10 protein-coding genes and 1 other RNA gene are annotated in these 12,130 nt (G+C 69.5%); 3 read left to right on the forward strand and 8 right to left on the reverse strand.

The genetic code is table 11. From position 1 onward, the window contains the following. Positions 1–31: 31 nt before the first annotated feature. Positions 32–2,941 (forward strand): glycoside hydrolase family 3 C-terminal domain-containing protein, encoded by a 2,910-nt coding sequence (locus tag ACFY0U_RS05000; protein ID WP_388630237.1) that lies wholly within the window; start codon positions 32–34, stop codon positions 2,939–2,941. A 33-nt stretch (positions 2,942–2,974) separates the two neighbouring features. On the opposite strand, the gene dacB is transcribed toward ACFY0U_RS05000, so the two are convergent. The 6 genes from dacB to ACFY0U_RS05030 all read right to left on the reverse strand — a co-directional run bounded on the left by dacB (position 2,975) and on the right by ACFY0U_RS05030 (position 8,604). After that, positions 2,975–4,531, reverse strand: coding sequence for a D-alanyl-D-alanine carboxypeptidase/D-alanyl-D-alanine-endopeptidase (dacB, locus tag ACFY0U_RS05005; protein WP_388630240.1), 1,557 nt, complete (start codon positions 4,529–4,531; stop codon positions 2,975–2,977). A gap of 46 nt (positions 4,532–4,577) precedes the next feature. Next, entirely contained in the window at positions 4,578–5,543 is a 966-nt protein-coding gene (locus ACFY0U_RS05010; protein WP_388630243.1) for an alpha/beta hydrolase family esterase, read from the reverse strand. A 163-nt stretch (positions 5,544–5,706) separates the two neighbouring features. Beyond that, positions 5,707–6,258, reverse strand: coding sequence for a hypothetical protein (locus ACFY0U_RS05015; RefSeq protein WP_388630245.1), 552 nt, complete (start codon positions 6,256–6,258; stop codon positions 5,707–5,709). Positions 6,259–6,347: 89 nt separating this feature from the next. After that, positions 6,348–6,736: a transfer-messenger RNA gene (gene ssrA / locus ACFY0U_RS05020) on the reverse strand. A gap of 97 nt (positions 6,737–6,833) precedes the next feature. Next, positions 6,834–7,376 carry an SsrA-binding protein SmpB gene (smpB, locus tag ACFY0U_RS05025; RefSeq protein ID WP_388630462.1) on the reverse strand — a complete coding sequence of 181 codons (543 nt, stop codon included), beginning with the start codon at positions 7,374–7,376 and terminating at the stop codon, positions 6,834–6,836. A 58-nt stretch (positions 7,377–7,434) separates the two neighbouring features. Next, a complete protein-coding gene (locus tag ACFY0U_RS05030) occupies positions 7,435–8,604 on the reverse strand; it encodes a S41 family peptidase (RefSeq protein WP_388630248.1) in 1,170 nt (389 codons plus the stop codon). A 228-nt stretch (positions 8,605–8,832) separates the two neighbouring features. Here ACFY0U_RS05030 and ACFY0U_RS05035 point away from each other — a divergent pair, with 228 nt between their 5' ends. Continuing rightward, positions 8,833–10,026 carry an RNA-guided endonuclease InsQ/TnpB family protein gene (locus ACFY0U_RS05035; RefSeq protein ID WP_388630251.1) on the forward strand — a complete coding sequence of 398 codons (1,194 nt, stop codon included), beginning with the start codon at positions 8,833–8,835 and terminating at the stop codon, positions 10,024–10,026. Between the two features lie 39 nt (positions 10,027–10,065). On the opposite strand, the gene ftsX is transcribed toward ACFY0U_RS05035, so the two are convergent. After that, on the reverse strand, positions 10,066–10,983 hold the full coding sequence (gene ftsX, locus ACFY0U_RS05040; protein WP_388630254.1) for a permease-like cell division protein FtsX: 918 nt from the start codon (positions 10,981–10,983) through the stop codon (positions 10,066–10,068). A 34-nt stretch (positions 10,984–11,017) separates the two neighbouring features. Then, positions 11,018–11,707 (reverse strand): cell division ATP-binding protein FtsE, encoded by a 690-nt coding sequence (gene ftsE / locus ACFY0U_RS05045; protein WP_030780423.1) that lies wholly within the window; start codon positions 11,705–11,707, stop codon positions 11,018–11,020. 231 nt (positions 11,708–11,938) lie between these two features. Between ftsE and ACFY0U_RS05050 the strand changes: the two genes are divergently transcribed. Beyond that, a complete protein-coding gene (locus ACFY0U_RS05050; protein WP_046260948.1) occupies positions 11,939–12,130 on the forward strand; it encodes a hypothetical protein in 192 nt (63 codons plus the stop codon).

Here is a 12,130-nt window from a genome sequence, read left to right on the forward strand (position 1 = left end):
CCGTGCAAGGCCCTACTGAAGGAGCCGCTACATGAAAGGCAGCAAGAGACGTAGAAGAACCACCGTGGTCGTGGCACTGGCCCTGATCGCGGGGCTCGGCGCCACCGTCCCCTCCCACGCGGAGGCGACGTACCCGTTCCGCGACCCCTCCCGCACCGTGGACCAGCGCGTCGAGGACCTCCTTGACCGGCTGACCCTCGACGAGAAGATCTCCCTGCTCCACCAGTACCAGCCCGCCATCCCCCGCCTGGGCATCGAGTCCTTCCGCACCGGCACCGAGGCCCTGCACGGCGTCGCCTGGCTCGGCGAGACCACCGTCTTCCCGCAGGCCATCGGGCTCGCCTCCACCTGGGACCCGGCCCTGATGGAGCAGGTCGGCTCGGCGGTCGGCGACGAGGCACGCGGCTTCCAGCAGGAACGCCCGGCCGGCTGGGGCCTCAACCTCTGGGCGCCCGTGGTGAACCCGCTCCGCGACCCGCGCTGGGGCCGCAACGAGGAGGGCTACAGCGAGGACCCCGAACTGACCGGCGCCCTGTCGACGGCGTACGGCGAGGGCCTGACCGGCGGCGACCCCGATCACCTGAAGACCGCGCCCACCCTCAAGCACTACCTCGCCAACAACAACGAATGGCACCGCACGACCACCTCCTCCGACCTGCGCCCGCGCGTCGCCAAGGAGTACGAGGAGGCGGCCTTCAAACCGGCGATCGAGGCGAACGCGGCGACGGGCGTCATGTCCTCGTACAACCTGGTCAACGGCCGCCCCGCGACGGTCAATCCGGACCTCGACGACGTCGTGCGCAAGTGGACCTCCTACGACCTCCTCAACGTCACCGACGCCTTCGCCCCGGGCAACCTCCCCGGCGACCAGAAGTACTACCCGAGCGTCACGGAGGGCGACGCGGCGGCCATGAAGGCCGGCATCGACAGCTTCACGGACAACAACGCGGACTCCTCGGTGACGACCGGAGCGATCACCTCGGCCTTGCGGCAAGGCCTGTTGCGGGAATCCGACATCGACGAGGCCGCCGGGCACATCCTGTCCGTGCGCGTCCGGCTCGGCGAGTTCGACCCGGGCGGCGGCAAGTACGGCTCGATCGACAAGTCCGTCATCAACAGCCCCGCCCACCAGAAGCTGGCACGCGAGGCGGCGACCGAAGGCGCCGTCCTGCTGAAGAACCAGGCGGGCACCCTGCCGCTGAAGAAGTCCGCGAAGGACGTCGCCGTCGTCGGCCCGCTCGCCGACACCCTCTACACCGACTGGTACTCCGGCACGCTCCCGTACGCGGTCACCCCGGCCGACGGCATCGCGGCCAAGCTCGGCACCGCCGTCACGAGCAGCGAGGGCGTCGACAGGATCGCGCTGAAGAACGCGGAGACGGGTCGGTACGTCACTGCGGGCACGGACGCGGACGGCGAACCGCTGAAGGAGACGTCCACCTCGGACACGAGCGCCCAGTTCGACATCTTCGACTGGGGCGGGGGCGTCGTCACCCTGCGCTCCGCCGCCAACGGCAAGTACGTCGGCTACAACTGGGCGAACTTCGTCAACGACCAGGTACAGCCCAACGGTTGGTACGTCCAGCAGCAGTTCAAGCTGGAGGAGCAGGCGGACGGCACGTACCTCCTGCGCTACGCCGGCTACGAGACCGAGGAGCCCTGGTGGGGCAACCCGGTCTACCTCGGCCCGACCGGTGCGGACGGCACGCTCGGCCTGGTCGCCAAGGACGCCGCCGCGCACTACACGAAGGACGTCGTCCGCAGCGGCGTCGACGAGGCCGTGGCCGCGGTGAAGGGCAAGGACAACGCGGTGGTCGTGGTCGGCTCCAACCCCTCGATCAACGGCCGCGAGGCCCACGACCGCACCGACATGGGCCTGGCCCCGGCGCAAGAAGCCCTGGTCAGGGCGGTGCGCGCGGCCAACCCCAAGACGGTCGTGATCGTCGAGAACAGCTACCCGACCACCCTCGGCGCCCTCCAGCGGGAGGTCCCGGCCCTCCTGTGGACCTCCCACGCGGGCCAGGAGACCGGCAACGCCCTCGCCGACCTCCTCTACGGCGACGCCAACCCCTCGGGCCGCCTCACCCAGACCTGGTACCGCTCGGAGTCGGACCTCCCGTCGATCCTCGACTACGACATCATCAAGTCCGACCGCACGTACCAGTACTTCAAGGGCAGCCCGCTCTATCCCTTCGGCTACGGCCTCTCGTACACGTCCTTCCGCTACGGCGACCTTCGCAAGACGGCTGGCGGCTACGAGGTGAAGGTCACCAACACCGGCGGCCGCACCGGCGACGAGGTCGTCCAGCTCTACGCCCACCAGCGCGTCTCCCGCGACAAGCAGCCCCTGAAGCAGCTGGAGGCCTTCCAGCGGGTGACGCTGAAGCCGGGCGAGACGAGGACGGTCAAGCTGAAGGTGACGAGGCAGGACCTCGCGCACTGGGACGTCACCCGCTCCAGGTGGGTGGTGGAGAGCGGCACTTACGACATCATGGTCGGCGCCTCCTCCACGGACGTCCGCGCCCGCACGACCTGGCAGGTGTCCGGCGAGACGATCCCGGCCCGCGAGCTCTCCCGCACCACCCGCGCCGAGAACTTCGACGACTACGACGGCACGCGTCTGGTCGACGAGTCGAAGGAGCGCGGTACGGCGGTGGGGGTGACGGCCGACCGGGCGTGGCTGAAGTTCGCGGACGCCCGACTCGGCTCGGGCGCCGCGAAGTTCACCGCGCGGCTCGCGGGCGCCGCCGGCACCGTCGAGGTGCGCCTCGGCTCGCCGACCGGCATCCTCGCCGGCACGGCGACCTTCGGCGGCACCTCATCGCCGTACGCCTATGAGACGGTGACCGCCGACCTCTCGCGGGCGGCGAAGGGCCGTACGGACGTCTACCTGGTCCTGAAGGGAGAGGGCCTGCGCCTGGCGACGTTCGCTCTGGACTGAGACCGCGTGGCGCAGGCCCCGCTCCTCAGCTCCTCAGCACAGGACGGGCTTGCGCCACGCGCACTCGAGGTCGCCGCCACGCGCCGTCCGCGGCTGAACCAGCGTGGCGGCCTCCTCCGTCGACTTGGCGAGCGTGACCACGATGGCGTCCTCCAACGGCTTCACGGAGGACGCCAGGTAGTTGTTCAGGACGATGCTGAAGACCAGCTCACGTCCGCCGGCGTCCGTCACGTACCCGGAGAGCGCCGACGCGCCCGTCAACGACCCTGTCTTGGCCCGGGCGTTGAGCGCGGCGGCCGTCCCGCACATCCGTGACCGCAGGGTGCCGCCGACGAACCGGTCCGGGTCGCAGGCGACCGGCAGCGAGCGCTTCCAGTCCGCGTACCAGGGCTCGGCGCGGACGGCGAGCAGCAGCTTGGCGAGCTGTCCCGCGGGGAAGTTGTCCATCCGCGACAGCCCCGAGCCGTCGGCCTGCCGCACCTTGGTGGTGTCGACGCCGATGCCCTTGAGATATCCGGTGATCGCGGCGAGCCCGGCGCTCCAACTGCCCTGCTTCGACACCTCGTAGCCCATGGCCTTGGTGAGGATCTCGGCGTGCATGTTGTTGGAGAGCTTCATGAACGGGATGAGCAGGTCCTTGAGCGCCATGGAGTCGTGCGAGGCCAACGGGCGTGCGCCTGAGGGTGTCTGACGTCCGAGCCGGTTCGGTCCGGTGACCTTGACCCCGTGGTCGGCCAGCGCGTCCCGGAAGACGGCGGCCGCGTATCCGGTGGGCTCCCACACCGTCGACCACTGCTTGGTACCGGCGCCGCCCACGGGCGTCGTACCGCTGACGACGATGTCATTGGTGCCGTGCCGGCGCTCGACGCTGAGGGCGTTCGCGCCCCCGGCGGCGACGGTCGTGGCCCGCATGTCGATGTCGACGTAGTCGGTGTCGGGCGTGACGGTGACGACGGGCTCGTCCCCTGCCGCCGCCCCCGGCGCCACCGTCACGATGACGGTCCCGGTGTCGTAGTCGGTGTCCGGCGCCACGTTCAGCGCGCTGATCTGCGCCGCGTAGTAGTAGGGCTCGTCGTCGTTGGCCCAGTCGCTCCCGAGCCGCTGCGCGTCGAACCGGGTGTCGTCGGCGATCAGCCGCCCGTGGACGCGTTTGACGCCGGACGCGGCGACCTGCGCGGCGAGCTTGTCGTAGTCGGCGGCCAGCAGGGTCGGATCGCCGGTGCCGCGGAGGTAGAGGTCGCCGCGGAGCACGGAGCCGGACCGTCGCCCGTCGGCCAGTACGTCCGTGGTGAACCGGTACTCGGGCCCGAGGATCTCCATCGCGGCGGCCGAGGTGGGCAGCTTGGTGTTGGAGGCGGGCATCAGACGGGTGGTGGGCTGATGCTGGTACAGCAGCTCACCGCTCGCGGCATCGGCGACGACGACACTCGCCACCCCGCCCTCCATCCGCGCGTCGCCCAGAACGGTGTCGATGGCCTCGGACAGGCCGGAGCGGTCCGCATCCGCTCCGGCCTGCGCGCCGGGGCCGAGGACGGCGGCGACGAGCGCCACGGTGACGGCCCAAGTCCACTTGGCTCTATGGGAGTTCATGCCAGCCGAGCATTCCGGATCCCGGCGTCCGTCACCAGAACGCCTCTCAGCCGTTCAACCCCCACACGGCACCCATCCGGTACGCGGCACACAGGTTGACGTCGAGGATGTACGCCCCGGCCGTTCCGCACTGCTCGCTCCCGCTCCCGGGGTCGACCGGCTGCCCGTGCCCCATCCCGGTGATGCTGTACGTCTCCACGACGGCCGCACCGCTTCCGTCCCTGTACGCCTTGTGCGGATACCCGGCGACCGTGTCACTGACGTCGGCGGTCTGATCGGTCCCGTGCACATCGGTCCACTGCTCGACCAGGTCCGTCATGTTCACGGGCTTCACGGTGTAGTCCGCCGTCCCCTGGAACGCGACCAGTGTCGGCCAGGGCCCGGCGTACCCGGGCCGCGCGGCCCGCACCCGGTCGCCCCACTGGTCCGGCGTCTGCGTGGCCCCGACGTACATGCACACATACGGCGACCCGGCGGCCTGCGCACACCCGTACGGCAGCCCGGCGACGATCCCGCCCGCCGTGAACTTCTCGGGGTACGCGGCCATCATCACGGCGGCGAGCCCGCCCCCGGCGGACAGTCCGGTGACATACACCGGCCCCCCGGACACCTCGCCGACCTGCCGCTCCACCATCTGCGCGACGGACGCGGCCTCGCCCTGGCCGCGTGCCATGTCACCGCTCTGGAACCAGTTGAAGCAGAGCGAGGCGTTGTTGGCCGACTGCTGCTGCGGCAGCACCACGGAGAAGCCCCACCGGTCGGCGAGCTGCGTCCATCCGCTGCCGGTGCCGTATGCGGAGGCGTTCTGGGTGCACCCGTGCAGCGCGACGACGACCGGCCGCCCGGCGGGCAGCCCGTCGGGCACGTACCGGAACATCCGCAGCGCACCCGGGTTGGTCCCGAACCCGGTCACCTCTTGCACGGAGGCGGCGGACGCGGGCGTCGGGGTCAGGAGGACGGCGAGGAGGGCCGTCAGGACAGTGAGCAGGGTCGCGGCTCTGGTCTGTGTCATGGGGAGGGACCGTAGAAGCGTGAACCAACGCCCGATATGGGGTCGCGCACCACAACGGGCGGGGCGCGCATGGGGTCTTCGGCGGTCTGAGGCCGTCGGTGGCCTGAGGCCGTCGGTGGCCTGAGGCCGTCGGTGGCCCGCGGCCCCAGTCCGGTGTCCACCGCTACCAGACCCCGCCGTACGTCACCGTCCGCCCCGCCCCCACCTCACGGGCGACCCGCTCGGTCAACTCCCGGCCCACGTGCCCCAGTCGGTCGTGGGTCGCGGTGAGCGCGGCGTCGTCCCGGTCCGTCAGCCAGGTGTCCATGGCGGCGTCGACGTCCCGCGCCCACGCGTACAGGTCGTCCACCAGTGCCTCGGAGAGACCGAGGGCCGCGGCGGGGTCGTCGGGGGCGAAGTCGTCGAAGCCCTCGGCGCGGAGCGGGTACCACTTGTACTCGCCCTCGACGACGATGTGCGACGGAGGCGGCGGGGTGTCGTGCGCGTCGGCGGCCCAGTGCAGTCGCGGGCATCCCCAGCACACGGACTTCGTGGTGCGGTGCCGCTCGTCCCGGTACCGCACCGACCAGCTCGGACCGAGGTGCTTCGCCAGCGCCTGGGCGGCTTCCAGGTCGGGCTCACGGAGTCGGGCGGCGAGGCCGGTGGGCAGCTTGAACCGGCCGAGGTCCGTGTCGGCGTGGAGCAGCAGCTGCCGGGGGCGGTCCGGGTGAGCCATGGGGCACGTCCGTGGGTCATGGCACAACAGAGCCCCGCCGCTCGAAAGCGGCGGGGCTCAGTCGCCGTGCTCAATCAAAAACATGGGATGAGTGGAGATGGCGGGAATCGAACCCGCGTCCAACGGTGCAAAAACAGGGCTTCTCCGTGTGCAGTTCGCTGTGATTTTCTCGGCCCCGGCGATCACGCGAACAAGTCGCCGACGGGCCCAGTCACTGTTTGATTTCCCATCGAACCCCGTGACCGGGCTCGATGGTTTAGTTCCCTAGATTATGCCAGGATCCGGGTCGGGAACGCTCCCGGGCTGACACCCATTAAGGGTCCTTCACTCACTGCTTATTAGGCAGCGAGGGCGAAGGACTGGGAATCGCTCTTGGTGTTGGCGATTATTGGTTGCGACATATGGTTTACGAGATCATTGCCGCTTCCTCGACACGCTTCCCCTGTTTCGACATCCGCTGTCGAAACCGATCATCCCCATGTTTATTTTTCAAGATGCGCCCCGTCACCAGCGGGACTGTGCCCATCGTACGTGACCAACGCACGCCGATGCCACCGTATTCCCGGCGACCTGCCCTACTGGCCGCGCTGCTTCCGCTTCGCCGCCGCGATCGCCCGGTCCGACTCCCGGCGGTCCTGCTTCTCCCGCAGGGTCTGCCGCTTGTCGTACTCCTTCTTGCCTCGCGCGAGCGCGATCTCGGCCTTGGCCCGGCCGTCCTTGAAGTACAGGGCGAGGGGCACGATCGTGTGACCCGTCTCCTGGGACTTCGACTCCAGCTTGTCGATCTCCTCGCGGTGCAGGAGCAGCTTGCGCTTGCGGCGCACGGAGTGGTTGGTCCAGGTGCCCTGGTGGTACTCCGGGATGTGGGCGTTGTGCAGCCAGGCCTCGCCCTGGTCGATCTGGACGAAGCCGTCGGTCAGCGACGTCCGTCCCTCACGCAGCGACTTGACCTCGGTGCCCATCAGCACGATCCCGGCCTCGTAGGTGTCGACGATCGCGTAGTCGTGCCTGGCCTTCTTGTTCTGGGCGACGATCTTGCGCTTGCCGCCCTTCTCGCCGTCCCTGGCCTTGGCGGCGCTGGTGCCCTGCTTGGGCTGGGACTCCTTGGGTACGTACATTCCCTTGCTCATAGTGCCGTCCATTTTCGCACTACGGAGGGGGTGAACGGGAAGTCGTTTACGACTGGGGGCTCAGTCCGCTCAGGACCGTCTCCGCGCTCTCGATCACCTGCTGGTCCGCGTCCAGGTCCGGGGTGATGCCCTTGCCGTCGACGCCGCGGCCCGAGGGGGTGCGGTAGTGCCCGACGGTCAGCTCGGCGACGGACCCGTCGGGGAGCCGGCTGGGCATCTGCACCGACCCCTTCCCGAAGGTGCGGGAGCCCACGACCACCGCGCGCCCCCGGTCCTGCAACGCTCCCGTGAGCAGTTCGGCCGCGCTCATCGTGCCGCCGTCGACGAGCGCGACCAGGGGTCTGGTGGTGTCGCCGCCGAGGTCGGCGTGCAGGGCCTGCTGGGCGCCGTCGACGTCGTAGGTGGCGACGAGGCCGCCGTCGAGGAAGGCGGAGGCGGCGGTGACGGCCTCGGTGACCAGACCGCCGGAGTTGCCGCGCAGGTCGAGGATGACGCCGGAGGCGGCGGGGGCCTGTTGTACGGCGGTGCGGACGGCGTCGCCGGCGCCCTTGGTGAACTTGTCGATCTTGATGACGGTGGTCCCGTCGGCGAGCTGTCGAACGGTGACCGAGTCCGTGGACAGCCGGGCCCGCCGCAGCGTCTGGTCCCACGCGCGCGTGCCCCGTTCCAGCCCGAGCGTGACCGCCGTACCGGCCGCCGCGTCGGTGGCGTCACCGCGCAGTAAGGAGACCACCTCGGTGACGGGCCGCCCGTCGACCTTCCGCCCGTCGATACTGCGCAGCCGGTCTCCGGCCCGGATCCCGGCGACGGCCGCCGGCGACCCGGCGCGCACCTTGGTCACCTCGATCCGCCCGCCCCGCTCACGCCGGGCCCACAGCCCGACGCCGGTGTACCGCCCGTCGAGGGCCTCTTCGAACTCCTCGTACTCCCCCGGCGAGTAGACGGCACCCCACCGGTCCCCACTACGACTGACGGCCCGCTCGGCCGCCTCCACGGGCGACTTCCCCGCGGCCATGGCCTCGGCGGCGGCCTCCGCGACCTTCTCGGTACGCCCGGCCGGCACAGCCGAACCCGCCCTGTCCTGCGTGCCCTTCCGGTCGGCCTCCGGCAACGACCCCGTCGCCGCCCCCGCCACCAACACACTCGCGAACACCAACGTCAGAGCCGCCCCGCGACCGAAGCGACGGGGCTGACAGAACAGGTCTCGGCCTGACATGCGGGTGAGTCTAGGACAACGCGAAGGGCCGCACGGTCGGTTGCCCGTACGGCCCTCGTGGCATGCGTCACCGAGGCGCCTGATGCACGGCATCCCGGAATCGGCAAGGAGCGAACAGATGCGCCAATGCTCACCTCTTGGCGTGACAGTGACGGCGTGGGACCCAGATGTTCGAGCGTCGTGCATACGCTCCGAGCGGCATATGACGAAGGCGGGGGGAGAGTCGACTTGGTCGCCGTGGAGGAAGCCGGGCACGTCCGGTACACCTACCGGCTGCGCGTCTCCGCGGTCGCGCGAGAGGCCCTGCTGGCCGAGTGGGACCGCTGCCGGTGGTTGTGGAACGAGTGCGTGGCCCGCTCGAAGAAGGCCCACCGCGACGGGGAGAAGTGCGGTCCGGCGCGGCTGGACCGGATGCTGACTCGGGCCCGCGCCGTGACACCGTGGCTGGCCGAGGGTTCCTCGGTGCCGCAGCAGCAGCTCATCCGCGACTTCGGCAAGTCCCGTGCGAAGGCCCTGAAGGACGTCAGGGAGAGGCTGCCTGTCAGGCAGCGGGCGGGGATGCCTGCGTACAAGAAGAAGCACGAGGCCACCCCGACGCTGAACTACACGCGGCGAGGGTTCCGCCTCAAGGCCGGGCGCCTTCATCTGGCGGGCGGGGTCGTCGTGCCGGTGGTGTGGTCGCGGGAACTGCCCGCGGAGCCGTCGAGCGTGCGGGTGTACCAGGACGGCGTCGGCCATTGGTACGCATCGTTCGTCGTCCCGGCCGAGGTCCAGCCGCTGCCTGCCACCGACCGGGTGCTCGGCGTCGACTGGGGCGTGAAAGAGATCGCGACCACCACCAGCGACGCCCACGACCTCCCGCACCCCGACCACGGCGGGAAGGCCCGGCAGAAGCTGTCCCGGTACGACCGGATGATGGCCCGCCGTAAGCCGAAGAAGGGCCAGGCCGCCTCGAAGGGCTATCGGGAGGCGAAGCGATGGCGGGCGAGGACGCACCGGAAGACCGCCCGGCAACGGCAGGACACGGCGCGCAAGTGGGCCAAGAAGGTCGTGCGCGAGCATGACGTGATCGCGGTGGAGGACTTCAAGCCGAAGTTCCTCGCGAGGTCGTCCATGGCACGCAAGGCGGCCGACGCCGCGATCGGCACCACCAAGAAGGCCCTGCTGGAAATGGGTCGTAAGCACGCGCGGGACGTCCGCCTGGTACACCCCGCGCACACCACCATGGACTGCGGAAGGTGCGGAGCGAGAACCAAGCACGCCCTGCCGCTGTCGCAACGCACCTACACCTGCACCGCGTGCGGGCTCGTGTCCCCCAGGGACAAGAACTCCGCGCGCGTGATGCTCGTCCGGGCTGGTCTGGCCCCGGCTGGTGACGAGGGCGTAGGACCTCCTGGAGCGCCGCTCCAGGAGGCCGCCTGAGCCAGGAATCCCCTCCCCGCAGGACGCGGAGGGGAGCGGTCAAACCTTCAGGTACTTGCGCAGCGCGAAGAACGCCGCAAGTGCGGGCATCAGCAGGCTTGTCGCCAGGATGAGGGGGAGTTTTGTGAGTACGGCGTCCCAGCCGATGAAGTTGATCAGGTTGAGCTTCTCGGACAGGGCCAGGCCGTGGTCGATGATGAAGTAGCGGGCGACGACCAGGAATCCGCAGGCGACCGTGCCTCCGATGAGTCCGGCGACCGCGGCCTCCATGATGAAGGGGGCCTGGATGTAGAAGCCCGAGGCGCCGACCAGGCGCATGATGCCGGTCTCGCGCCGTCGGCTGAACGCGGAGACGCGCACCGTGTTGACGATCAGCATCAGGGCGACGACCAGCATCAGGGCCATGACCGCTCGCGCGGCCCAGTTCATGCCGTTGAGCAGGCCGAAGAGGTTGTCCAGGATGCCCTTCTGGTCCTGCACGGACTGCACGCCGTCCCGGCCGTCGAAGGCGGTCGCGACGACCTGGTACTTCTCCGGGTCCTTCAGCTTGATGCGGTACGACTCCTGCATCTGGTCCGGCGTGAGGGAGGCCGCCAGCGGGGAGTCGCCGAACTGCTCCTTGTAGTGCTTGTACGCCGCGTCCTGCGACTCGTAGGTGACCTTCTCGACGACCGACATCTTGTCGAGGTCGGTGAGGATCTCCTTCTTCTGGTCGTCGGTCACCGCGCCCTTGGCGCAGTTGGGGTCGGACTCGGCATCGCTCTTGTTGCAGAGGAAGACCGAGACGTTGACCTTGTCGTACCAGTAGCCCTTCATGGTGTTGACCTGGTCGCTCATGAGGAGCGACCCGCCGAACAGGGCGAGTGACAGGGCGACGGAGACGACGACGGCGAAGGTCATCGTCAGATTGCGACGGAGACCGACACCGATCTCGGACAGTACGAACTGGGCGCGCATGGCGTCTGGTTGGGCCTTTCCGTGGACTGTGCGGTCAGTGCTGGTAGCCGTAGACGCCGCGCGCCTGGTCGCGGACGAGGCGGCCCTGCTCCAGCTCGATGACGCGCTTGCGCATCTGGTCCACGATGTTCTGGTCGTGCGTCGCCATCAGCACGGTGGTGCCCGTCCGGTTGATCCGGTCGAGCAGCTTCATGATGCCGACGGAGGTCTGCGGGTCGAGGTTGCCGGTGGGCTCGTCGGCGATCAGCAGCTTGGGCCGGTTGACGAAGGCCCGCGCGATGGCCACGCGCTGCTGCTCACCGCCGGACAGCTCGCCCGGCATCCGGTCCTCCTTGCCGCCGAGCCCGACGAGGTCGAGCACCTGCGGCACGGACTTGCGGATCTCGCCGCGCGACTTGCCGATGACCTCCTGCGCGAAGGCCACGTTCTCCGCGACCGTCTTGTTCGGCAGGAGCCGGAAGTCCTGGAACACCGTCCCCAGCTGGCGGCGCATCTGCGGCACCTTCCAGTTGGAGAGGCGCGCGAGGTCCTTGCCCAGGACGTGCACCTGACCATGGCTGGTCCGCTCCTCGCGGAGCACCAGTCGCAGGAAGGTGGACTTTCCGGAGCCGGAGGACCCCACGAGGAAGACGAACTCGCCCTTCTCCACTTCCAGGGACACATCCCTGAGTGCGGGGCGGGTCTGCTTGGGGTAGACCTTGGAGACGTTGTCGAATCGGATCACGGATGCACCACGGTTAGCCGGGGGTAGATGAGCGTGACCATACGCGACCGGGGTGTGCGAGCGCAGGCGCCGGTTGCGGTTGCGTGCTGGATGTGCCTTTTGTGTACCTGCTCAGGGGGTCTCTCCGAGAGCGCTCGAGCCGTTTCCGGAGGAACCTGGCACAGTGGAGGGGGAACGTTCCGGACCTGGGGAGCGTTCTGTAGAAGGAACCGGCACTAGGAGGGCGAGCGCATGACGTACGACCGGCTGGTGTGCGCGAACTGCGCCGCGCCCGTGAATGAGGGCCGCTGCCCCGTCTGCCGCGCGAACCGTGAGCGGCTCACCCAGGACAATCTGTTCGCCCAGCTCAACCCCATGACGCTGATCGCGCTGCTCGCGGTGCTGATCGCCGCGGTGGCCCTGCTGGCGCACCAGACCGCGTAG

Source organism: Streptomyces sp. NPDC001536, from assembly GCF_042894505.1.
GTDB lineage: Bacteria > Actinomycetota > Actinomycetes > Streptomycetales > Streptomycetaceae > Streptomyces.

What these genes read in the sequence shown, in the direction of transcription:
- ACFY0U_RS05000 (WP_388630237.1), top strand. Translation starts at nt 32, where the DNA reads ATGAAAGGCAGCAAGAGACGTAGAAGAACCACCGTGGTCGTGGCACTG.
- dacB (WP_388630240.1), bottom strand. Translation starts at nt 4,531, where the DNA reads ATGAACTCCCATAGAGCCAAGTGGACTTGGGCCGTCACCGTGGCGCTC.
- ACFY0U_RS05010 (WP_388630243.1), bottom strand. Translation starts at nt 5,543, where the DNA reads ATGACACAGACCAGAGCCGCGACCCTGCTCACTGTCCTGACGGCCCTC.
- ACFY0U_RS05015 (WP_388630245.1), bottom strand. Translation starts at nt 6,258, where the DNA reads ATGGCTCACCCGGACCGCCCCCGGCAGCTGCTGCTCCACGCCGACACG.
- smpB (WP_388630462.1), bottom strand. Translation starts at nt 7,376, where the DNA reads ATGTACGTACCCAAGGAGTCCCAGCCCAAGCAGGGCACCAGCGCCGCC.
- ACFY0U_RS05030 (WP_388630248.1), bottom strand. Translation starts at nt 8,604, where the DNA reads ATGTCAGGCCGAGACCTGTTCTGTCAGCCCCGTCGCTTCGGTCGCGGG.
- ftsX (WP_388630254.1), bottom strand. Translation starts at nt 10,983, where the DNA reads ATGCGCGCCCAGTTCGTACTGTCCGAGATCGGTGTCGGTCTCCGTCGC.
- ACFY0U_RS05050 (WP_046260948.1), top strand. Translation starts at nt 11,939, where the DNA reads ATGACGTACGACCGGCTGGTGTGCGCGAACTGCGCCGCGCCCGTGAAT.